Below are 22,241 nucleotides of genomic sequence, written 5' to 3' on the forward strand. Positions count from 1 at the left end.
CGGCGGCGGCTCGCACGGGAACGATCACCGTACCTACACGGCGACGGAGTGACTAGGCGTTTTCCGGGAGCTCGTACGAGCCGTACTCCGGGCGGCCCGCCGCGTCGTACGACTGGATGGAGACCCCGGCGGCGGTGACGCGGCCACCGGTGTGCCGGAAGGCTGTCGGGACGGCGCCCTCGGGGAACAGGCGCAGGCCGGCGCCGAGTACGACCGGGAAGGTCAGTACGTGGATGGTGTCGACGAGGTCCAGGGCGAGCAGGGACTGGACGAGGGCTCCGCTGCCGTGCACCTGGAGTTCGCCGTCGGTGCGCTCCTTGAGGGCGGTGACCTCCTTGGCGAGGTCGCCGTCGATCACGGTCGTGCCGGCCCAGTCGGGATCGGTGAGGCTCGACGAGGCCACGTACTTCGGCAGCGCGTTGAGCTTGGAGGCGGTCCCCGGACACCGGGCCCTGCCCGTGGCCCGGCGACGCTGCCCCTGGGGACACGGCGCTTTGCGTGGTCAGCTGCTCGGGCGGCCTTCAGCGGTAGTGTGCCGAAGGAAGTCGCGGTGTGCACGACGCCATCCACGGTGAGGGGCGATGATCGTTTCGGTGGTGTCGATGCCGGAAGGCGTCGTGGCTCGCACGGGGTTGACGCAGGCCCGAGAGCATCTCGCGACCTCCCGTTTCGTGATCGTGGACATCGACCAGGGAGCAGAACCCCCGCTCGCCGGCGAGCCGCTGTCCCGTCGGCTCGGACTGGATGACCCGGCCTGGGAGTGGCTCGGCAGACCGGACGAACCCGTCCGGGGCGAGTACCACGCAGGCACTGCCGGTGGCGTAGTACCGGTGGTCCACGGCAACCGGGTCGCCCACATCCATGTTCTTGCCGACGATCGGCACTTCATCATGGTTCACCAGGGGCCCGTCGAACTGATCGAGACCTTCATCGACCAGCTGCCGCAGGACCTGCCCCCCAACGCCGTGACGGCGATGTACCTGTTTCTGCAAGGGGTCCTGGAGACCTTTCGCCGGGCCGTCACGCAAGCCCATCTGGAGGTCGAGGACCTCGAGGAAGCGATGTTCGGGCAACGGCAGCCCGAGCACGTCCACCAGCTGGCGTTGCTGCGACGGCGCGCGGCCCACCTGCATCGGGCGTTCCTGCCCTACGCGGCGGTCGCACAGGAGATCCTGGTGCGTCGCCGGATGGCGCATCACGACCTCCCGGAGGAGCAACAGGCGATGAACCGCCTCCACGAGCACACCGTGCAGCTGGTGCTCGTGGAGATCGAGGCGCTGCGGGACGCGGCCCGGCGAGCCGCGAGCAGCTACTCGTCTCTCGTCGCCGATCAGCAGAACGTCGTGATCAACAGACTCACCATCGTCTCGATGATCTTCTTGCCGCTGTCGTTCCTGACCGGATTCTTCGGCATGAACTTCGCCTACCTGACCAACGGCCTCGAGAGCGAGGACTCCTTCCTGGCGCTCGGCCTGGGTCTGCAGGTGGGTGCCCTGGTCGTCGCCCTGTACTACGTGCTGTACCGCACGCACTGGCGGCAGCTGCGCGACAGCAATGACCGCGACGCCACCGATGACCAGCCCTGACTCCACCCCGCTGCAGCCCCACGCGGCAGCGCGGCCTCAGCCGCCGAGCTCCTGGTGCCTGGCCGTGAGGGACGTCGCGCCCTCCTCCGTCAGGGAGCCGAAGAGGCGGAGGCGGGAGATGCCACCGTCCGGGAAGATGTCCACGCGCGCGTGGGTGGCGACTGTGGTGGCCGCGAGGGTGAAGCGGTGGTTGGTGTCGGGCTGAAGGCGGGTGCGGGGAAGGATTTCCGTCCAGTCGCCGTCGGCGCCGTTCTTCACCGACACCGACGCCCACCCGGCCGAGTTGCCCTTCAGGTACGCCGTGTCGATCTCGATCGCACGGATCTCGGACTGGCCGACGAGCTGGTAACGGATCCAGTCGTTCCCGGTGTCGCGGCGGCGACGCGTCTCCCAGCCGTCGTCCATCTTGCGGGACCGGCCCGGCTGGATGGTGTTCGTGGCGGGCGAGTAGAAGAGGTTGGACGCGTCCTCGACCTGACCGCCGTTCTCGAGGGCGACGACATCGAAGGTGCCGAGGACGGACAGCCACGTCGGGTCGGGCACGACCTCGCCGTACACCCTCAGGCGGGCGATACCGCCGTCGGGGTGCTGGTTGACGCGCAGATGCGTGAAGCGCTGCTCGACGGAGACGGCGAAGCCGTTCGCCGCGTGACCGCCGACCGCCGTGCGCGGCACGAGCGCCGTCCACTTCACGTCGTCGGCGAGGAGTTCCTCGGGAGACGGGGAGCCGGGTACCGACGCGCCTTCGACCGACACCGCCTGCGGGTAGTTGCCGCGGAAGTGGGCCGTGTCGACCACGATCCCGCGGATCACGCCGGGCGCGCCGAGGCGGACCAGCGCCCAGTCGTGGTCCTCCGCCGTGGGCCACGGGTGTTCGGCCGAGGCGCCACGGCGCCGCCGCGTCTCCCAGCCGTCCATGATCTTGCCCTTGTGGCCGAAGTGCTCGGGGTCGAACTCAGCTGCTTCGGGCACGAGAAGGTTCTCGCGCTGGGCGAAGAACTCGTCGTTGGCGGCGATGACACCCGCGCCGAGCTGCCGGTCGGCGAGGTTGGCGTACTGGGTGAAGGGGAAGTCGGCGGTGCGGTAGTCCGCGTACGGGTCGCCGCCTCCGTAGGGGTTCGCGTCGCCGGTGAAATGAGGTATCGCCGTCACGGTGATCAGGTCTGCCTTTCGAGGGTCGGCCGCTGCGGGTGCGGGGCGGGTGCGCGGATTTACGGGTGGCGGGTCAGGAGCTGTCCGGTCGGCTCGCCGAACTCGCCCTCGGCCACGATGCGTTCGCCGCGCAGCCAGGTGGACTTGACGATGCCGCTGAGGGTCTTGCCCGCGTACGCCGTGACCCGGTTGCGATGCTGGAGCGCCGCGGGGTCCACAGTGAAGGTCTCGTCGGGCGCAAAGACCGCGAAGTCGGCATCACGACCGACCTCGATGGCGCCCTTGCGGTCGTCGAGGCCGACCAGCTGCGCGGTGCGTGAGGACATCCAGCGGACCACGTCCTCCAGTCCGTGGCCGCGTTTGCGGGCCTCCGTCCAGACGGCGGGCAGGCTCAGCTGGAGGCCGGAGATGCCGCCCCACGCGGTGGCGAAGTCGTCGGTCTTCAGGTCCGCCGTCGACGGCGAGTGGTCGGTGACGACGCAGTCGATCACGCCGTCGGCGAGCGCCCGCCACAGCAGGTCCTGGTTGGCGGCCTCGCGGATGGGCGGGCAGCACTTGAACTCGCTGGCGCCGTCCGGGACTTCCTCGGCGGTGAGCGTGAGGTAGTGCGGGCAGGTCTCCACGGTGAGCCGTACCCCCTCGGCCTTCGCGGCGGCTATCAGCGGCAGCGCGTCGCTGGACGACAGGTGCAGTACGTGCACGCGCGCGTTGAGGCGCTTGGCCTGGGCGACGAGGTTCTCGATGGCGGTGTCCTCGGCATCGCGCGGGCGCGAGGCGAGGAAGTCTGCATACTTTGTGGCCTTCCGCCCGCCCATCTGCGGGGCGGCGGCGAGGTGGTGCGGGTCCTCGGCGTGCACGATCAGCAGGCCGCCGAAGCCGGCGATCTCGGCGAGCGACTGGGCGAGTTGTTCCTGGTCCAGCTCGGGGAACTCGTCCACGCCGGAGGGCGACAGGAACGCCTTGAAGCCGAACACGCCCGCATCGTGCAGCGGCCGCAGGTCCTTCACGTTGCCGGGCAGGGCGCCGCCCCAGAAGCCGACGTCGATGTGCGCCTTGGAGCGGGCGACGTCCTTCTTGGTACGAAGGTTGTCGACCGTCGTCGTCGGCGGGAGGGAGTTGAGCGGCATGTCGACCAGGGTGGTGATGCCACCGGCGGCCGCGGCGCGCGTCGCGGTCCAGAAGCCCTCCCACTCCGTGCGGCCGGGGTCGTTCACATGGACATGGGTGTCGACGAGGCCGGGCAGCAGGACATCGTCGCCGAAGTCCTCGAGGCGTACCCCGGCCGGCACCTCGGCGTCGTGCGCGAGCACGGCCGTGATCTTCCCCGCGGTGACCGCGACCGATGCGGCGCGCGTCCCTTCGGGAGTGATGACGCGCGTCGAGCGCAGCACCAGTTCGACGTCGGACACCCGGACCCCTCTCTCTGCCGCTGTTGAGTCCCGATACCGCGGGTTCACGTCCACGTAACGAAATTCAACGTTCTGTTGAAGGAGTCTTCACTCCGGCCTTCGCGCAGTCAAGGGCACACCCCTCCACTCTGCCCCCGATGCGCACCTCTGGACGTTTCCACAAGGCGGAATTAGAATTCCATGAAGCAGAACGTAGCTACGTACAACCAGGCAGTCAACCGACCGCCGGGTAGGCTGCACCTGCCGACCCGTCACCCGCCACCGCCCTATTCGAGGCCCTGCGGGCCGCACCTCTCGATTCTGAGTCTTGAAAGGACCGCGCCCGTGCCGACGTCCAGCGCCAGCACCACCGACGCCGCCAAAACATCCGCCCCCAGTGGCGGCGTCCAGTCCCTCGAGCGCGCCTTCGACCTGCTCGAGCGTATGGCGGATGCCGGGGGCGAGGTCGGCCTGAGCGAGCTCTCCGCGAGCAGCGGCCTGCCGTTGCCCACCATCCACCGGCTCATGCGCACGCTGGTGTCCTGTGGTTACGTACGCCAGCAGCCCAACCGGCGATACGCGCTCGGCCCCCGCCTGATCCGGCTCGGCGAGTCCGCCTCCCGGCTGCTCGGCACCTGGGCCCGCCCCTACCTGGCACGCCTCGTGGAGGAGACCGGCGAGACAGCGAACATGGCGCTGCTCGACGGGGACGAGATCGTCTACGTCGCGCAGGTGCCGTCGAAGCACTCGATGCGCATGTTCACCGAGGTGGGCCGTCGTGTGCTGCCGCACTCCACGGGCGTGGGCAAGGCGCTGCTCGCACACACCCCGGCCGACGAGGTGCGCGCGCTGCTGGCCCGTACGGGCATGCCCGCCGCGACGGAGAAGACGATCACCACGGCGGACGGCTTCCTCGACGCGCTCGACGAGGTGCGCCGGCTCGGCTACGCGGTCGACGACAACGAGCAGGAGATAGGAGTCCGCTGCCTGGCCGTCTCCGTGCCCAACTCCCCCACCGCCGCCGCGATTTCGATCTCCGGCCCGGCGGGCCGTGTCACCGAGGCGGCCACGGACAAGATCGTGCCCGTGCTGCAGCAGGTCGCGGCCGAACTGTCGGAGGCGCTGGCGAGCTCGGGCCCCGGGGCCTGATCAGGCCGTCACCCCAGGCGCCGCCCGTCTGTCGCCGGTCGTCCGCCGCCGGTCGTCCGCCGCCTGCCGAGCCGGTGTCTCGATCCGCCCGTCCCTCATCTCGCGTACCGCGTCCGCCTCCCCGAGGTGGGCGCGGTCGTGCGTGACCAGGACGGTGGCGGTGGCGCGCTCCCGGGTGAGCCGGACCAGGAGGTCGAGGACCGTCGCGCCCCGCTCGTGGTCGAGCGCGCTGGTCGGTTCGTCGACGAGGAGCACGGACGGCTCGTTGACCAGCGCGCGGGCGATGTTCACGCGCTGCCGCTGACCGCCGGAGAGCTGGTGCGGCCGCCGGTGCGCCAGCTCGGCGAGCCCGACCGTCGCCAGCAACTCCCTTGCCCGGTCCGCCACCTGGCGACGCCCGTCGAGGTGGCCCATCACTTGGAGCTGTTCCAGCGCCGTCAGCGAGGGCAGCAGGTTCGGCTGCTGGAAGACGATGCCGATCTCGCGCCGCCGCAACACGGCCCGCTCGGCGGGGCTCAGCGTCCCCGTCTCCGTGCCGCCCACGAGAACGCGTCCGCGGTCCGGCGTGGCCAGGGTCGCGGCGACGGCGAGGAGGCTGGACTTGCCGGAGCCGGACGGGCCGACGATCGCCGTCATGGTCCCGGCAGGGACGTCGAGGCCGACCCGGTCGAGAGCGGTCAGGCGGCCCTCGCCGTCCGGATAGGTCAGCGTGATGTCGTCCAGAGTCAGGCTCATCGGTCACTTCCCAGCATGGTCATCAGGCACTTCGCTTCGCTTCGCTCCATAGTCATCAGGCATTTCCCGGCGTGATCAACGGGCACTTCCCGGCGTGATCATCGAGCGCTCCCGGCCTGATCATCGAGTGCTCCCCAGCGCAGTCAGCGGGTCGACGGCGGTGATCCGCCGGATGGACAGGCCCGCGCCGAGCGCCCCCAGGGCGATCATCACGCCGGCGGGCCCGAGAACGGTCGGCGCGTCGAGGACGAACGGCACATCGCCGCCCCGTACCAGCCCGCCGATGGCGGCGGCGAGCCCGCTGCCGAGGAGCGTCCCGGCCGTGAGCATCAGCACCGCCTGCCCGAGCGCGTCGCGCAGCAGATACGGCGTCGAGGCGCCCAGCGCCTTCAGTACGGCGATGTCGCCGGAGCGCTGGATGGTCCAGACCGTGAAGAACGCCCCTATGACGAGCGCCGAGATCACGAAGAGAAATCCGCGCATGAGCTGCAGCGAGCCGTTCTCCGCCCGGTAGGAGCCGATGGCGGTGAGGGCGGCGTCCTTGGTGAGGGTCCTGGTGCCGGCGGCCCGGTCCCCCGCAGTGAGGTCGGCTCCGTCGGTACGGAGGGCGATCACGGTGGCTTCGCCGGACAGGGCGGTCCACACCACCGGGGTGTGGCTGTACGAGGCATCGCCCGCGACCGCCGCGACGGTCCGCTCGGCGCCGCCGAGCCGTACGTGGTCTCCGGCTTGGACACGGAGCTCACCTGCGGCCTTCTCGGAGAGCACGATCCGGTCGTGGCCGACGCCGTGCGGGGCGATCCCGGAGCCCGGCTCGACGGCGAAGGTCGACACCGCGGCCGTACGGTCCCCGGCGGCCGCGTTCAGCATACGGATCTCGATCGGCTCCGCCGAGGTGACACCCGTCCGCTCGGCCCAGGTCCGCCACGCGCGCGTGGGCACCGTCGAGTTGGTGAAGGACACGGACTGGCCGTCGGGCGGCACGGCGAAGGCGAGGTGGTCGGCGGGCAGGCCGGTGATCGCCGAGGTGTTCTCCTCGGCGAGCCCGGCGGTCAGCCCGGACAGCAGCCCCACGAGCAGGGTGATCAGCACGACCACGGCCCCCATGAGGGTGAACCGCCCCTTGGCGAACCGGAGGTCTCTCCATGCGACGAACATGCCCCCACCCTGCGGCCCGGGCCGCGTCCGGGGCATCGCGCCACGGCACGGTTCACCCGAATCGAAGGAGGGAGCCGGCGCCGTCGAAATGCGCACCCCACTTTCAAACTTTCGGTTGACCGGTGCTCGCGGGGCCCCGCCTACCCTGGAACGACCATGGACGTCCGCCGCCACTCCCCTGTCGTCGCCACCCTGCGCCTGTGCCTGTACGCACTGCTCGCGGGTCTCCTCGCGCTGGCCGCCGTCCGCTCCGGGGACAGCGGGCACCCCTTGGCCGTCGTGCTGTCGGTCCTCGGGACGGGCACGGTGTTCGCGGCGGGCGTGTGCACCCCGGCGGTGCACCGCTCGCGGCGTACGGCCGCGGTGTGGCTGACCGCCCTGAGCGCGAGCTGGCTGGTACTCCTCGCCCTCTCGCCGGACGGCCTGTGGGTGGCGTTCCCGCTCTACTTCCTGCAGTTGCACCTGCTGCCCGTGCGCTGGAGTCTGCCCGCGGTCTCCCTGACCGCCACGGCAGCCATCGCGAGCTTCCTGGCGCACGGCTCGCGCATCACGCCGGGCGCGTTCATCGGCCCGCTCCTCGGGGCGGCGGTCGCGGTGGCCACGGTCCTCGGGTACGAGGCGCTGTACCGGGAGAGCGAGCGCCGTCGCGAGCTCATCGAGGAGCTGATCGCCACCCGCGCCGAACTGGCCGCCGCCGAGCGCACCGCGGGCACACTCGCCGAGCGGGAGCGGCTTGCCCACGAGATCCACGACACGCTCGCGCAGGGCCTGTCCAGCATCCAGCTGCTGCTGCGCGCCGCCCAGCGCCTGCTGCCCGCGGACTCCCCGGCGGCCCCGCACATCGAACAGGCCCGCTCGACCGCGCAGGACAACCTCGCCGAGGCCCGCCGCTTCGTCCGCGCCCTCACCCCGCCCGACCTCGAACACGGTTCGCTCGCCGGAGCCCTGGAGCGGCTGTGCCGTTCGGCCGCCGTCGACGCCCCGAGGATCCACTTCTCGGTGAGTGGCCCCCCGACCGAGCTCCCGACCCCGTACGAAGTGGCCCTCCTGCGGATCGCCCAGTCGGCGCTCGGCAACACGCTGCGGCACGCGCGCGCGGACCGCGCCGAGATCACCCTCAGCTTCATGGACACGGCGGTCGCCCTGGACGTCGTGGACGACGGCGTCGGCTTCGCTCCCGATGCCGTACGGCCCGAGCAGGTCCGGGAGGACGGGGGTTTCGGTCTCTCCGCGATGCGCTCGCGCGCGGAGTCGCTGGGCGGGACGTTCACCGTCGAGTCGGCACCGGGCCAGGGCACGGCGGTGGCGGTCACGCTTCCGCTGCCCGTCACCGGGAAGCCGCCGGCCGCCGGAAAGCCGACCGGTACCGGGGAACCGACCAGTACCGGAAAGCCAACCGGTACCGGGGAACCGACCAGTACCGGAAAGCCGACCACTACCGGGGAACCGACCACTACCGGGGAACCGACCACTACCGGGCAGCAGGTGCCCCTCCGGCTCCCCTCCGCGCGTGCTGTCGGGAGCCGCGCATGACCATTCGTCTTCTGCTCGCGGACGATCATCCCGTCGTACGCGCCGGACTGCGCGCCGTCCTGTCCGCGGAGCCGGACTTCGAGATCGTCGCGGAGGCACCGACGGCGGAGGCGGCGGTCGACCGCGCCGGAGCGGGTGGCGTCGACGTCGTGCTCATGGACCTGCAGTTCGGTCCCGGCATGCACGGCGCGCAGGCCACGGCGGCGATCACGGCACGCCCCGGTGCGCCCCGCGTCCTGGTCCTGACCACCTACGACACCGATGCGGACATCCTCGCGGCGGTCGAGGCGGGCGCGGCCGGCTATCTCCTCAAGGACGCCCCGCCCGAGGAGCTGTCCGCCGCGGTCCGCACCGCCGCCTCGGGCCACTCCGCTCTCGCTCCTTCGGTCGCCGACCGCCTGATGGACCGGATGCGCACCCCGGCGGCCGCCCTCAGCCGCCGCGAACTGGAAGTCCTCGAACTCGTCAGGGACGGCCTCTCCAACCACCGGATCAGCAAGCGACTGTTCCTGAGCCAGGCGACGGTGAAGTCCCATCTGGTGCACATCTACGCCAAGTTGGGCGTGGATTCGCGCACGGCGGCGGTGGCGGCGGCCACGGAACGAGGGGTCATCCGGAGACGCTGACTCGGCCGTGCCGGTGGTGTACGGCTCGTGACGGAGGTGCACGGCTATCGCCGCGGCGGTTCTCCGAAGAGCTCCACCGCGCTGCGGACATCGGCGAGGCTGGTCGCCAGTGCGCTGACCGAGCCGATCGCGCCCGCGACCAGAAGCAGGGAGCGACGCAGCCGCGGGATCTCGGGGATGCCGCTGACGGCCATCGCGGCGAGGGCCGCGAGCTCGTCCTCGGCGATGCCGCGGTCGGGGAATTCGGCCGGGTGCGCGGCGAGTTCACGGCGCAGCCGGGAGACGGCGGTGCGCAGTCCCGCCACCCTCGGATCCTCGTCGCTGCCGGTCACTGACCTCTGCCCCAAGCTCCGCAACACAGCTCTCCCCCTCGCACGTCGTTGTGCGTCAGTCCTTCGTACGTCGGCCCCAGCTCCCCGTGGCGGTGGTCGGGCGCCGGGGGACGCGGGCCAGTAAACGCCACCCCGTGCACCGGGCGCCACTCCGCGGACCGAAATTCAGCCCATGGACACCACAGGGCCCGTCCGGGTTCCGGGGCGCGCTCCGGCCGGGTCGGGTATGCAGGGGACATGACGGAGAACAAAGACCAGGTGGCCGGGCTGCTGTTGGCGGCCGGCGGCGGACGGCGCCTCGGGGGGCGCCCCAAGGCACTCCTGTCCCACCGGGGACGGCCTCTTGTCGAACACGCGGTCGAAGTCCTGCGCTCGGGGGGCATCACCCGGGTCCACGTGGTTCTGGGCGCCCAGGCCGACATCGTACGGGAGCGGGCGGAACTGCCGGGCTGCGTCCTCGTCGACAACCCGCAATGGGAGGAGGGGATGGGCTCCTCGCTTCGAGCGGGGCTGGACTCGCTGGCCGGCACGGGAGCGCGGGCCGCTCTGGTGTCACTCGTCGATCAGCCCGGAATCGGTCGGGAGGCGGTGGCCCGGGTGCTGGCCGCCTACGTATCACCGCTGTCACTCGCGGCGGCGGCGTACGACGGGGAGCGCGGCCACCCGGTGCTCTTCGGCGCGGGGCACTGGGCCGGGATCGCGGCGACGGCCACGGGCGACCGGGGGGCGCGCGCCTATCTGAAGGCGCACGAGGACGCGATCACGCTCGTCGAGTGCGGCGATGTGGCACAGGCGTACGACATCGACACGGAAGGCGATCTGATCCACCTTGAGTAAGCATGGTGGCACCGAGCGCCACCTTGCCTCGACTCAGAGAATCTCGACATCAACAAACCATTGAACTTCCACCATGAGGAAACTAGTATCCACTGCTCAGAAGCGCTGGACCGCCCCGACGGCGCGGTCAGCCGCATCCGGTGCCCGTGGCACCCAGTGCCGTATGTACGCAGCTCGCTGAAGGAAGTGACAGCTCATGTCCGCACCAGCGCCGTCCCCGCTGGCCATCGTCGACGCCGAGCCCCTGCCCCGGCAGGAAGAGGTCCTCACCGACGCGGCCCTCGCCTTCGTGGCCGAGCTGCACCGGCTGTTCACGCCCCGGCGTGACGAGCTCCTCGCCCGCCGCGCGGAGCGCCGCGCCGAGATCGCCCGCACCTCCACGCTCGACTTCCTTCCGGAGACCGCCGCGATCCGCGCGGACGACTCCTGGAAGGTGGCCCCCGCTCCTGCCGCCCTGAACGACCGCCGCGTCGAGATCACCGGCCCCACCGACCGCAAGATGACCATCAACGCCCTCAACTCGGGCGCCAGGGTCTGGCTCGCGGACTTCGAGGACGCCTCGGCGCCCACCTGGGAGAACGTGGTCACCGGCCAGCTCAACCTGATCGACGCGTACACCCGGAACATCGACTTCACCGACCCGAAGTCCGGCAAGTCCTACGCCCTGAAGGCGAACGACGAGCTCGCGACGGTCGTCATGCGACCGCGCGGCTGGCACCTGAACGAGCGCCACCTCGTCGACGCGGACGGCAGGCCCGTCCCCGGCGCGCTCGTCGACTTCGGCCTCTACTTCTTCCACAACGCGCAGCGCCTGCTCGACCTCGGCAAGGGCCCGTACTTCTACCTCCCGAAGACGGAGTCGCACCTGGAGGCCCGCCTCTGGAACGACGTCTTCGTCTTCGCGCAGGACTACGTCGGCATCCCGCAGGGCACCGTCCGCGCGACCGTCCTCATCGAGACGATCACGGCCGCGTACGAGATGGAGGAGATCCTCTACGAACTCCGCGACCACGCCGCCGGGTTGAACGCGGGCCGCTGGGACTACCTCTTCTCCATCGTCAAGAACTTCCGTGACGGCGGCCAGAAGTTCGTGCTGCCGGACCGCAACGCGGTCACGATGACGGCCCCGTTCATGCGCGCGTACACCGAACTGCTCGTCCGCACCTGCCACAAGCGCGGCGCGCACGCGATCGGCGGCATGGCGGCGTTCATCCCCTCGCGTCGCGACGAAGAGGTCAACAAGGTCGCCTTCGAGAAGGTCAAGGCCGACAAGGACCGCGAGGCGAACGACGGCTTCGACGGGTCGTGGGTGGCCCACCCGGACCTGGTGCCGATCGCGATGGCCTCCTTCGACGCGGTCCTCGGCGACAAGCCCAACCAGAAGGACCGGCTGCGCGAGGATGTCTCCGTCGCCGCCGGCGACCTGATCGCCATCGACTCCCTCGACGCCAGGCCGACGTACGACGGACTGGTCAACGCCGTCCAGGTCGGCATCCGCTACATCGAGGCCTGGCTGCGCGGCCTCGGCGCGGTCGCCATCTTCAATCTGATGGAGGACGCGGCGACCGCCGAGATCTCCCGCTCGCAGATCTGGCAGTGGATCAACGCGGGCGTCGAGTTCGAGCACGACGGAAAGTCCGTGAAGGCCACGCCGGAACTGGCCCGCGAGGTCGCCGCCGAGGAGCTGGCGCACATCCGCGCCGAGATCGGCGAGGAGGCCTTCGCGGCGGGCCACTGGCAGCAGGCCCACGACCTGCTCCTGGAGGTCGCGCTCGACGAGAACTACGCGGACTTCCTGACCCTGCCCGCCTACGAGCAGCTGGCCGGCTGAACCGTCACTTGTCCGAGTGGCCCAGGGACTTTTCCGGGGCCACTCGGTCGCGGACGAGGCGCTTCACCGCCGTGGGTTCCGGGAAGCCCTGCTCCCGCCGGTCCCAGACGACCTCGTCGTCGACCCGTACGACGAAGACACCGCCGGTGCCGGGCTTCAGGGACAGCTCCGTCAGCTCGGTCTCGAACGTCGTGAGCAGCTCCTGCGCCAGCCAGGCGGCGCGGGGCAGCCAGCGGCACTGGGTGCAGTACTCGATCTGAACGCGGTGGATCTCTGTCATCCGAGGTGTACCGACCAATCCTGTTCCGCCGCCGGCTTGCCGTGCAGGTCCGGGACCCGCTTCAGCCAGTCCGGCCGGCCTTCCTGGGTTTTCGCCGCGCGGTGGGCGTCTTCGGCGGCGAGCTCCTCCCGGGTGGGGAAGTCCGTGGGCAGCCAGGCCGCGGAAGCCCGCACGCGGGCGTGCAGATAGCCGACGTAGGCCTCGCGGACCTCGTCGGGGGTGGTGAAGCCGGGCTCTTCCCTGAGCCAGCCGTCGGGCACCTCGTCCAGGACCGAGCGCAGAAGTTCCTCGGTCACCAAGGGGGCGAGTGCGGCGTCCGCCGCCCGGACGTCGGGGCTGTAGCCACCGAGCGCGTGGCGCCGGAAGTCGTACGCCTTCTCCGGTGCCGAGGCGTCCCAGCGGTGGTGGAAGACCAGGGCGGCGCCGTGGTCGATGAGCCACAGCCGTGGGGGCGCGGTGCCGAAGGTGGGCCAGATCATCAGGTTCGAGCTGTGCACCGTGCGGTCCACGTTGACCGTGAGGGCGTCCAGCCAGATCACCTTGCCCGCCTCCAGCGGGTCGACGGGGAACGTCCTGGCGATCTCCGGGGTGAAGTCCTTCGCGCCCGGCAGATAGTCCATGCCCAGGTTCAGGCCGGCGCTGGAGCGCAGAAGGTCCTGGACCTCCTGGTGGGGCTCGTGCCCGCCCACCGCCGGGTCGAAGTGCACGAGGACCAGCTCGGGGAACCTCAGCCCGAGGGCGCGCGCCAGCTCACCGACGATGATCTCGGCGACCAGCGCCTTGCGGCCCTGCGCGGAGCCCGTGAACTTCACGACGTACGTGCCGAGGTCGTCGGCCTCGACGACTCCGGGGACGGAGCCACCGGACCGCAGGGGGGCGATGTAGCGGGTTGCAGCAACCTCTCTCAACATCTTCGAAGGTCCCGTCGCATATCTGCCTTATATTCCACGGCCAGCTCCAAGGTGCTGCACTCCGGGGAAACGTCCACGATCACTCCTGAGAATCTGTGGAGCTTCGACTGGCACGCTCGTCTCCCTTTCTCCCCAGCAGTCCGTCGATGGCGGTGCGACCCTTGCTTCCGGCCTCCGGCATGAAGTGAGCATAGTAACCAAGCGTGACAGCCGGGGAGGAATGCCCGAGCCATCGCGCCGTCGTCACCACGGACTAGGGGGTTTCTGATGGATCTCCGTGGAAGAAGGAGCGGCGTTCGGTGCGTGCTCTCGGCGTGCCGGGCGGAAGTCCTCGATGGGGGTCCCCCCGCGCGAGCGAAGCCGAGCGTGGGGGAGGAGCTACTAGGGCTTTTGTCCGGTGCGGCGAGTGGGGGCACCTCCCACGCCCTTAAGGCAGTGGGGGAGCGTGCCGGGCGTCGCGACGCCGCGGAGATCCATCAGAAGCCCCCTAGGCCGAATCGCGTGGTGAACAGGAGAGAGAACTTCCTCCGCTGCCCGCCCGCCTGGTTTCGTGGGACCCGTACGGCCGTCAGGCCCCCGCCATTGCCCGCGCCGGCCGTGTGCGTCAGCCGAGGTGCGTCGTCGGCCGGCGAGGTCCGGGGCTGTGCCGTCGCGGCACCAGCGGCCAGACTCGCGAGGACCACAAAGGAGGGCCTTCGGCGGACTGCCCGTGGCGGAGTTGGACGGCCGTCCCGGCCAACGGCCTTGTCGACAAGTGCTGTACCTGGTGGGCGGACGGAAGTGCTTCGTCTGTACGGCGTGCGGGCCGCGCAGGCCTGCCAGGACCCCTTGCGGAGCATCGGGCTTACGGGCGGCCGGCTGCGGTTGCTCGCAGTCGAGCCAGGGGGCCGTCCGGCCGCGTGGTTGTGGTGGTTCCGACGGGAGCTGTGTTGAAAGGAACCGGCCGCTGCCGGACAGGACAGGTTGTGGAATCCATGACGGAACAGGAGACGCGCCGGAATCGGCAGGCGCGCTTCGAAGGACTGGCGCGTGTGGTGGCGGAACCGCTGCACCGGTATCTGCTGCGACGGACGAACCCAGACATGGTCGAGGACGTCTTGTCGGAGACGATGCTGGTGCTGTGGCGCCGCATCGACGATGTGCCCGGGCCCGGAACCGGTCCCCCGCCCGATCCCGATGACGTGCTGCCGTGGTGCTACGGAGTGGCACGGGGCTGCTTGACCAATGCCCGCCGCGCTGACGGACGCAGGCTCCGCCTGGTGGAGCGGCTGATCCGGACACAGCAGCACCCTTCGACAATGGCCCCCGATCACAGCGACCTGCATGCCGCGCTCGATGGCCTTGGAGAACTGGACCGCGAGATGGTGCGACTGTGGGCATGGGAGGGCCTGGCGCCGCGTCAGATCGCGGAAGTGACCGGGCTCACCTCCAACGCTGTGAGCATCCGGCTCCACCGGGCGAAGAAGAAACTCGCCGCACAGCTGCAGCTGACGCGAAAGAACACCGAACGGCCCGGACACAAGCCAGATGAAGGAAGGAGCAGTCAGTGAATGACGACGAGCTGTTGGCCCGACTGAGGGCTGCGGACCCGGCACTGACCCCAAGAGCTCCGCTGCCCGACATCAACCGTCTTGTGGAGGCTGCCTTGAACACCGACATCACGCCCCCGTCAGAGAAGACCGCGGCCGGCATCACTACGCGCCCTGCGAAGGCCGTCGCCGTACGGCGACGCCGCCGTCTCCTCACACTCGCGGCGGCTGCCGGTCTGCTCATGCTCGGAGGCGGCATCGCAGGAGGAATCATGGCGAACGGCGACAGCGGTCACTCGTCCGCGTCCGGGCCGCTGACGCTCACCGCCGCGAGCGGTACTGCCCACGCCAAGTGCATGGCACCGATCCCCGACCGGCTGCGCCGGTACCCGACGCTCTTCGAAGGAACGGTCACCTCCGTCAAGGGCTCCTCGGCCTTCTTCCGTGTCGATCACTGGTTGCGCGGTGGTGACTCGGACACGGTACGGCTCAACAGCGACACCAACGAGCCCGAGAGCCTGACGTTCTTGGTCGGAGAGCACTACATCGTGGCCGCCACCAAGGACGGCACCGTCCCCCAGTGCGGCGCGAACATGGCCTCAGACGAAACCAGGAGCAAGTTTCGCCAGGCATACGGAAAATAACCGCACACGCCGCCTGGAGCAGCAGGGCGCACACGGCGGCTTCGGCGGCGAGGCCGCGCTGACCCGCTGACCCGGTGGCCCGGTGGCCTCCGAGCCGGAGTCGATCCCAAGGGCCCTCCGTACACCTGCCCTCAGGCGCGGGTGGATCGCCCGGCTCTGGGGCCACGCGAAAGCGTGCACGGGGGCGACGGCGCGTGCCGACCCGTGGGGGTGCCGGAAAGCAGCCACCGTCGGTCCCCGTGCACGATCGCGGGTCACGTCCGCCGATCCAGGCGGACGATCAACTCGACCCTTCCCACAGCGGGTTCGGCAGCGGCACGTACCGCGCGTCCGCGCCGTCCGCGCCCGTCCACCGCAGCAGAAGGTTCGTCTTGCCCGGGAGGGTCGGCGAGGAGAGCAGGTCCGCGATCTCGGGGAGGCCGCGCTCGGTGTCGTAACGGATCAGCTCCCGTCGTACGGCGGGCCACGGGTCCAGGCCCGGATGGTGCTCGGCGAGGAGCGCGGCGAGCTCGGTGAGGTGGTTGACGATCAGGCAGTACACGAGGCGTTCCCAGCCGGCCGCGCGCGTCACCCCGGGAAGCAGCTTCACGCCCTCGGCGTCCCGGAAGAGTGCCTGTACGGGCATGCCGTCGGCGTCGACGGCGACCAGCGAGTTCTGCACGTGCGCCTCGACGACGACTCCGTGCCGTGCGAACGCCTCCAGTACCGGGGGCACGACCTGGCGCAGATACGCCGCCCACCAGGCGGAGGGATCGGTGAGCCGGTCGAGGGGGCTGCCGTCGAAGCCTTCCACCAGGGCGGCCGCGAGGAGCGGGGTCGCGCCCGGCACCAGGTGCTCGCGCAGTCCGTCGCGGACAAGGACGGCGAGCTCCTCGAAGGCGAAGTCGGCGGTGCGGTAGCCGCGGTCGCTCAGCCAGGCGGCGGGACCCGGCACTGCGGCGAAGGCCGTGGCGGTCGCCTCGTCGGTACGGCGCATTTTCAGCAGGTCGTGCCGCCACAGCCGGCGAATGTCGTTGGTGATGCGCACATCGAGGCTGAACTTCACGAACAGGTCGTCCTCGGGCGCATACAGCGTGCGAACGGCCGCCGTCGGCCACAGGAGCCGTGCGGTGCGCCCGAGGCGCACCAGTCGGCCGTCCGCGAAGGCGTCCTGGATCTCCGGGCGGGCGCCGACCAGGTCGAGCTGCCAGGGGTGGGCGGGGAGCAGCCGGTAGCCGGGCGGGGTCCGGCCGAGGGCGTCGAGCGCCTTTGTGTCGCCCTCCTCGACGACCGCGTCTTCCCGCACGGCGAGCAGGTCCAGCCCGAAGCGGGCGTATGCCTCGGGCGCGTACGGCAGCCAGCTGGTGACCGGGCCGCCGCCGCGGGCCTTGGGCGCGGGGTGGTGCGGGTGCCCGATGATCAGGGACTGTTCGGAGCGCAGATACGGGTCCTCGGGCGGTCTCGTACGGACGCGCGCGGTGAGCAGCGCGGCCACCGCGTCCCGGCTGTCGATCATCTCGGCGGGCAGCTCGGAGTTGGACAGGCCGGTGTCGCGGCGCAGTTCCTCGGCGGTGAGTTTGACCAGCTCGGGGTGGGTGAGCCGATGCCAGGCGCCGCCGGCGTACACCTCGGGTTCCATGGGCCGCCGAGCACCCCGCACGCGCAGCAGTCGGCCACTGGCACGGAGCCGGAACACACCGGGGTCCTGCGCGGGCTCCGCCGCCTCCCGCAGGAGACAATTGAGCAGCGGCGCGGCGGCGTACGCGTCGGCGGCCTCTTCCGTGTCGCCCCTGTCGAGCGGGGGGAGCCTGGGGGGCATGGAGTCCACGCGATCCATTCGTCCATACGGTGCACTGGTGATCAGTATGTCTGCCGACGCGGACGACCGCGACGCAGTCCCCGTACCCAAGGAGCCCGACCGTGCACCGACCCCCCACGCCCGAGGCCGAGGCGGCGCTGGCCGACGAGCTGAGCGTCGTACGCCCCGGCCTGTCGGCGGCCTACGCGCAGGCGCTGCCCGGGGCCCGGGCGGCCGTGCTGACGCGTCTGTGGCGGGCGTTGGCGCATGAGCCGCTGCCGTGGATCGCGCGCCGCGAGCCGGGCAGCGACGGTCTCACGCTCCGCCTGACCGACGGCCGCCGGCTGCACGGCCCGCACGCGGACCCGTACGCCACCACCTCGTACGTCACCGAGGTGCGCCTCGACGACAAGCCGTATCATCGTCCGGCCCGGCTCGTCGACGCCCTCGCGGTCCCGCACGGTGCCGCCTTCGCGGCCGAGCTCGACCACAGCGTGGCCTCCTTGGCGCTGTCCCGCGCGGGGCAGCCCGCCTCGTGCGACCCGGCCGAGCCCGTGCCGAGCCGGACCTGGGAGCAGCGGGTCGTCGACGGGCATCCGTACCACCCCAACTGCCGTTCGCGGCCCGGCTTCTCGGCGGCCGAGCAGCTCGCGTACGCGCCGGAGCACCGGCCGCTCGTGGAACTGGGGCTGGTGGCCGCGGACGACTGCCTCATCACGGGCGAGTGGCCGAAGTGGCTGCGGGACGGGGAGCGCGTCCTGATTCCGGTCCACCCCTGGCAGTCGGCCCATGTGCTGGACCGTCCGGTCCAGGAACGGCTCACCGCCCATCCGTTGATGTCCCTGCGCACCCTCGCCCTGCCGGACGGCCCGCACGTCAAGACCGCGCTGAGCGCGCGCCTGACCTCCTCCGTGCGCGACATCTCGGTGTACTCGGTCGAAACGGCCGAGAGCGTCTCGGCGTTCATGGAGACGGTGACCGACCGCCTGGACGTGCCGCTGCACATCACCCGGACTTTGGGCGCGGTCACCGCCGACAGCCCCGATCTGGCGGCGGTGTTGCGGGAGTCCCCGGACGCGTACGCGCGGCCCAGCGAGCAGGTCGTCCCGGTGGCCGCCCTTCCGCTGACCGGCCTGGCCGACGACCCCATCTGGCTCGGCGAGTTCACCCGGCTCGTCCTCACCGTCGGGCTGCGGCTGCTCGACCTGGGCGTGGCCCTTGAGGCACACAGCCAGAACCTGCTGGTGGTCCTCTCCCCCACGGGCGCCCCACTCCGGCTGATCTACCGCGACCTGGCCGACATCCGGATCAGCCCGGCCCGCCTGGCCCGCCACGGCTTCCCGGCCCCGGCCGTGGCAGGGCGGATCGTCACGGACGACGAGACCACCCTGCGCCGCAAGCTCTTCGGCTCGCTCGTCGGCGGCGCGCTGGGGGCGACGGCGGGCTCGACCGCCGCTCTGCGCGCGGCCCTGGAAACCGTCGTACGGGATCTGCCGGCCACCGCCGACCTCGCGGCCCTCCGCGACGAACCCCTGCCGACCAAGGCGTTGACCTTGATGCGCCTGTCGCCGGAAACGCCCGGTGACATCTGGACGCGGTTGCCCAACCCGCTCGCGAGGCCCGGCTCCGGCGGCCACTCGATGCGAAGCACGTCTTCAGGCACGTCTTCAGGCACGTCTTCAGGCACGTCTTGAGGCACGTCTTGAGGCAGGACTTGAAGCACGTCGTGAGGCAGCCCGTTCGGAGCACGTTTCGGAGGACGCGTAACAGCTCGTTGAAGTACGGTTTGAAGATCGTTTTGAAGCGCGGCACCTTTGCTCACTAGGATCCGCCGATGATCACAAGACAACGGCTGGCAGCAGGAGTCTGCGCCCTGCTTGCCGCCCTGACGACCGGGATCGCCTTCCCGGCCGGAGCGGTCGCCGACGAAACGGCGGAGCAGGTCGCTCCCAAGGTCGAACTCGTGCTGGACGTCAGCGGTTCGATGCGGGCACGGGACATCGACGGCGGGTCGCGGATGGCCGCGGCGAAGCAGGCGTTCAACGAGGTGCTCGACGCGACGCCGGAGGAGGTGCAGCTCGGCATCCGCACCCTCGGCGCCAACTACCGGGGAAATGACCGCAAGACGGGCTGCAAGGACACGGCGCAGCTGTACCCGGTGGGGACCCTGGACCGCACCGAGGCGAAGACCGCCGTCGCGACCCTCGCGCCCACCGGCTGGACGCCGATCGGTCCGGCGCTGCTCAAGGCGGCCGACGACCTGAACGGCGGCGAGGGCACCCGGCGGATCGTGCTGATCAGCGATGGCGAGGACACCTGCCAGCCGCTCGACCCGTGCGAAGTGGCCCGCGAGATCTCGTCCAAGGGCATAGGCCTGACCATCGACACGCTGGGCCTGGTGCCCGACGCGAAGACCCGCGACCAGCTCAGCTGCATCGCCGACGCCACCGGTGGCACCTACACCTCCGTCCAGCACAAGGAGGAACTCGCCGACCGGGTTGGGCAGTTGGTCGACCGGGCCGCCGATCCGGTGGTGACGCCGGTCGCCGTGGAAGGCGCCGCCGAGTGCGCGAAGGCGCCCACCCTCAAGTCGGGCCTCTACACCGACCGTGAGGAGTTCGCGCAGCACCGCTGGTACCGCGTGAACGTCGAGCCGGGCCAGGAGCTGCGGACCTCGGTGAGCGTCGCGGCGGACCGCGAAGTCAACCCGGACTACGGGGTGTTGCTGCGGGCCGTCACCGTGCACGGTCGCGAGATCGTCCGCGGCGAGGCGGCGGGCAACGGGCGCACCGACGTCATCTCGACCGGTCTGCGCTACCCGAAGGCCGAGAGCGACGACGAGAATGCCGCCGCCGAGGTCGTATGCCTCCAGGTGTCGAACGCGTTCTCCGCGGGCGCAGGCGTGAAGACGACGCCCGGCCTGCCGCTGGAGCTGACGGTCGACGTCGTCGACGGGCCCGACCAGGCGGGCGACGTGGCCTCGTTCGGCCTCGGTCGCGGCTGGTGGCTGCTCGGCGCCCTCGTACTCACCGGCTTCCTCGCGGGTGTGCTGTGGGGCTGGATCTCGCGCTGGCGGGTCGCGGTCTGGAGGACCAACTGATGTATATCCGACGTGTGTTGACGACAACGGCGTTCATGCTGGGCGCCACCGTGGCTCCCGTTCTTCTCGGCGTCTCCGCCGCTCCGGCCGTCGCGGACTCCTCGCCCTCGGCTTCGGCGAGCCCGTCGGACGACGGCGGCGCGCCTACCGAGGCCGGTACGTCGTTCCGTACGGCGACCGAGATCGAGCAGGGGCAGCAGGCCACCGCGAGCGGCTCCACGGGTGACTACCTGTACTGGTCGTTCCCCGCGGACGCCGGACAGCGGCCCACCGTGAAGGCGACGGTGAAGCTGCCCGAGGCCTCGACGCGCAGCGCCGCCGAGACCTGGCAGATCGACGTGTACGACGGGCTGCGGCGCCGCCAGGCGTGCCAGTACGGGGCACAGACACGGACGGCGGCGCAGGACGCAACCTCCGTGGATCTGTCCTGCACCCTGCGCACCGTCCGCGCCTGGTCGGAGACCTGGGCCAACGACCCGCTGCCGGGCACGTACTACATCCGGCTGACCGCCACGGGGCTGGGGGCGTCCGAGCTGGGACTGCCGGTGAGCACCGAGGTCAAGGTGGATTCCAAGGACATCGGGGGCTCGGCGGCGGTCGACGGCTCGCTCGCCAAGCCGCTGGTCCCGGGCATCGCGACGAGCGCCGAGAAGTCCGACTCGGACGCCGACTCGTCGACGGCCGCACTGTCCTCGCTCGAGCCCGACGACGGCTGGACCTCCGGCTGGTGGTCCGACCGCTGGGTGTGGACCGCGATCGGCGGCATCCTCGCGGCCCTGGCCGGCATCGGCGGGTACGCGCTGACGCGGGGGGCGGGACGGCCTTCGCGGGTGACGCCGGGCGCCTGACAATCCCCGGGGGGCTCCTTCCCCACTCTTCAAGGAGCGCCGGACGGGCTGAAGATCTTCAGCCCGTCCGGCGCTCGAGGACGAGCGCGCAGCGCGATACGAGGGTCTGGGGGCGAAGCCCCCAGGTACGGACAGGGCAGGGGCGGAGGGGGCGAGAACCCGTCCCGCGTCATGCCTCCCGCAGCACCTTGGCCACCGTGCCCTCCCCCGTCACCTCAACCCGCCCCGCACGCACCGCGTCCAGCAGTGCCAACGCCCCGCGACTCACGGCCTCGCATGTCTCCGTGTCGAGCGTCAGCCGGGCATCCGGCTCCTCCGGGGCTGGCCCGTCCCCGTAGACCGGCCCCTCCTCGGCCCCGAGCCGGACATGGAACTCCCCTTCGTCCAGCCGGACTTCGACGAGCCCCTCCCCCTCCAGCCCGCGCAGCAGGGGCAGCGCGAACCAGTGCGCCCGCACGGCATCCGTGGGCCGCCGCTCCCCCAGCGCGGGCGCCCCCCACTCCCCCAGCGCCTGCAGCACGGGCAGCAACTCCCGTCCTCTGCGGGTGAGTTCGTAGACGTACGCCGCACCCGGCGGCGGGAGGCGCCGCCGGGTGGTCAGCCCGTCGCGCTCCATGTCCTTGAGCCGGGACGCGAGCACGTCCGTGCTGACGCCCGGCAGGTCGGCGTGCAGATCGGTGTAGCGGCGCGGTCCGCCGAGCAGTTCGCGGACGATCAGGAGGGTCCACCGGTCACCGACGGCATCGAGAGCCCGGGCGGCGGAACAGTACTGGTCGTAGCTTCGGCGAGGTGACATGCGGCGCAGTCTAGCTATCTTGTTGGACT

The 22,241-nt window shown here is 70.9% G+C and carries 19 protein-coding genes and 2 pseudogenes; 11 read left to right on the forward strand and 10 right to left on the reverse strand.

The genetic code is table 11. The annotated features are described in order from the left end of the window. Window positions 1–52: 52 nt before the first annotated feature. Window positions 53–433: pseudogene (locus tag IEY95_RS43260) on the reverse strand (dihydrofolate reductase family protein); the annotation flags it as partial. A 148-nt stretch (window positions 434–581) separates the two neighbouring features. Here IEY95_RS43260 and IEY95_RS43265 point away from each other — a divergent pair. Then, window positions 582–1,586, forward strand: coding sequence for a magnesium transporter CorA family protein (locus IEY95_RS43265; RefSeq protein ID WP_189191763.1), 1,005 nt, complete (start codon window positions 582–584; stop codon window positions 1,584–1,586). Window positions 1,587–1,622: 36 nt separating this feature from the next. Here the strand turns inward: IEY95_RS43265 and alc are convergent, their stop codons facing one another. Continuing rightward, the gene (gene alc / locus IEY95_RS43270) at window positions 1,623–2,738 is read right to left on the reverse strand and encodes an allantoicase (RefSeq protein WP_189191764.1); all 1,116 of its coding nucleotides are present in this window, start codon (window positions 2,736–2,738) and stop codon (window positions 1,623–1,625) included. A 59-nt stretch (window positions 2,739–2,797) separates the two neighbouring features. Further along, window positions 2,798–4,147 carry an allantoinase AllB gene (gene allB, locus IEY95_RS43275; protein WP_189191765.1) on the reverse strand — a complete coding sequence of 450 codons (1,350 nt, stop codon included), beginning with the start codon at window positions 4,145–4,147 and terminating at the stop codon, window positions 2,798–2,800. 324 nt (window positions 4,148–4,471) lie between these two features. Between allB and IEY95_RS43280 the strand changes: the two genes are divergently transcribed. After that, complete coding sequence (locus IEY95_RS43280; protein ID WP_189191766.1) at window positions 4,472–5,275, forward strand: IclR family transcriptional regulator; 804 nt, start codon at window positions 4,472–4,474, stop codon at window positions 5,273–5,275. On the opposite strand, the gene IEY95_RS43285 is transcribed toward IEY95_RS43280, so the two are convergent. Both IEY95_RS43285 and IEY95_RS43290 read right to left on the reverse strand, forming a co-directional pair. Continuing rightward, complete coding sequence (locus IEY95_RS43285; RefSeq protein WP_189191767.1) at window positions 5,276–6,010, reverse strand: ABC transporter ATP-binding protein; 735 nt, start codon at window positions 6,008–6,010, stop codon at window positions 5,276–5,278. A gap of 120 nt (window positions 6,011–6,130) precedes the next feature. Continuing rightward, the gene (locus IEY95_RS43290; RefSeq protein WP_189191768.1) at window positions 6,131–7,168 is read right to left on the reverse strand and encodes an ABC transporter permease; all 1,038 of its coding nucleotides are present in this window, start codon (window positions 7,166–7,168) and stop codon (window positions 6,131–6,133) included. A gap of 156 nt (window positions 7,169–7,324) precedes the next feature. Between IEY95_RS43290 and IEY95_RS43295 the strand changes: the two are divergent. Both IEY95_RS43295 and IEY95_RS43300 read left to right on the forward strand, forming a co-directional pair. Further along, a pseudogene (locus tag IEY95_RS43295) lies at window positions 7,325–8,497 on the forward strand (sensor histidine kinase); the annotation flags it as partial. A gap of 200 nt (window positions 8,498–8,697) precedes the next feature. Beyond that, window positions 8,698–9,327, forward strand: a complete 630-nt coding sequence (locus IEY95_RS43300; RefSeq protein WP_189191770.1) for a response regulator transcription factor — start codon at window positions 8,698–8,700, stop codon at window positions 9,325–9,327. A 44-nt stretch (window positions 9,328–9,371) separates the two neighbouring features. On the opposite strand, the gene IEY95_RS43305 is transcribed toward IEY95_RS43300, so the two are convergent. Further along, complete coding sequence (locus tag IEY95_RS43305) at window positions 9,372–9,686, reverse strand: DUF5955 family protein (RefSeq protein WP_189191771.1); 315 nt, start codon at window positions 9,684–9,686, stop codon at window positions 9,372–9,374. Between the two features lie 210 nt (window positions 9,687–9,896). Between IEY95_RS43305 and IEY95_RS43310 the strand changes: the two genes are divergently transcribed. Continuing rightward, window positions 9,897–10,496, forward strand: a complete 600-nt coding sequence (locus tag IEY95_RS43310) for a nucleotidyltransferase family protein (RefSeq protein ID WP_189191772.1) — start codon at window positions 9,897–9,899, stop codon at window positions 10,494–10,496. A gap of 196 nt (window positions 10,497–10,692) precedes the next feature. Then, window positions 10,693–12,327 carry a malate synthase A gene (aceB, locus tag IEY95_RS43315; RefSeq protein WP_189191773.1) on the forward strand — a complete coding sequence of 545 codons (1,635 nt, stop codon included), beginning with the start codon at window positions 10,693–10,695 and terminating at the stop codon, window positions 12,325–12,327. Window positions 12,328–12,331: 4 nt separating this feature from the next. On the opposite strand, the gene IEY95_RS43320 is transcribed toward aceB, so the two are convergent. Then, complete coding sequence (locus IEY95_RS43320) at window positions 12,332–12,607, reverse strand: Rdx family protein (protein ID WP_189191774.1); 276 nt, start codon at window positions 12,605–12,607, stop codon at window positions 12,332–12,334. Continuing rightward, the gene (locus IEY95_RS43325) at window positions 12,604–13,518 is read right to left on the reverse strand and encodes a HipA family kinase (protein ID WP_189191775.1); all 915 of its coding nucleotides are present in this window, start codon (window positions 13,516–13,518) and stop codon (window positions 12,604–12,606) included. Before IEY95_RS43325 ends, IEY95_RS43320 begins: the two co-directional genes overlap by 4 nt. Before the next feature lie 974 nt (window positions 13,519–14,492). On the opposite strand from IEY95_RS43325, the gene IEY95_RS43330 reads away from it, so the two are divergent. Together IEY95_RS43330 and IEY95_RS43335 are read left to right on the forward strand one after the other, a co-directional pair. Beyond that, entirely contained in the window at window positions 14,493–15,068 is a 576-nt protein-coding gene (locus tag IEY95_RS43330) for an RNA polymerase sigma factor (RefSeq protein WP_229703763.1), read from the forward strand. After that, window positions 15,065–15,691, forward strand: coding sequence for a hypothetical protein (locus IEY95_RS43335; protein WP_189191777.1), 627 nt, complete (start codon window positions 15,065–15,067; stop codon window positions 15,689–15,691). The genes IEY95_RS43330 and IEY95_RS43335 overlap by 4 nt, the downstream gene beginning before the upstream one ends. 280 nt (window positions 15,692–15,971) lie before the next feature. Here IEY95_RS43335 and IEY95_RS43340 read toward each other — a convergent pair whose 3' ends face one another. Beyond that, window positions 15,972–17,507, reverse strand: a complete 1,536-nt coding sequence (locus IEY95_RS43340) for an IucA/IucC family protein (protein ID WP_189191778.1) — start codon at window positions 17,505–17,507, stop codon at window positions 15,972–15,974. A gap of 83 nt (window positions 17,508–17,590) precedes the next feature. Between IEY95_RS43340 and IEY95_RS43345 the strand changes: the two genes are divergently transcribed. From IEY95_RS43345 to IEY95_RS43355, 3 genes are all read left to right on the forward strand, one after another. Next, window positions 17,591–19,162 (forward strand): IucA/IucC family protein, encoded by a 1,572-nt coding sequence (locus IEY95_RS43345; protein ID WP_189191779.1) that lies wholly within the window; start codon window positions 17,591–17,593, stop codon window positions 19,160–19,162. Window positions 19,163–19,302: 140 nt separating this feature from the next. Continuing rightward, entirely contained in the window at window positions 19,303–20,568 is a 1,266-nt protein-coding gene (locus IEY95_RS43350) for a VWA domain-containing protein (protein ID WP_189191780.1), read from the forward strand. After that, window positions 20,568–21,416 carry a hypothetical protein gene (locus IEY95_RS43355; protein ID WP_189191781.1) on the forward strand — a complete coding sequence of 283 codons (849 nt, stop codon included), beginning with the start codon at window positions 20,568–20,570 and terminating at the stop codon, window positions 21,414–21,416. Before IEY95_RS43350 ends, IEY95_RS43355 begins: the two co-directional genes overlap by 1 nt. Window positions 21,417–21,585: 169 nt before the next feature. Here the strand turns inward: IEY95_RS43355 and IEY95_RS43360 are convergent, their stop codons facing one another. After that, entirely contained in the window at window positions 21,586–22,212 is a 627-nt protein-coding gene (locus tag IEY95_RS43360) for a winged helix-turn-helix transcriptional regulator (protein WP_189191782.1), read from the reverse strand. Window positions 22,213–22,241 lie beyond the last annotated feature (29 nt).

The sequence above is a fragment of the Streptomyces albiflavescens genome, assembly GCF_014645835.1.
Taxonomy (GTDB): Bacteria; Actinomycetota; Actinomycetes; order Streptomycetales; family Streptomycetaceae; genus Streptomyces; species Streptomyces albiflavescens.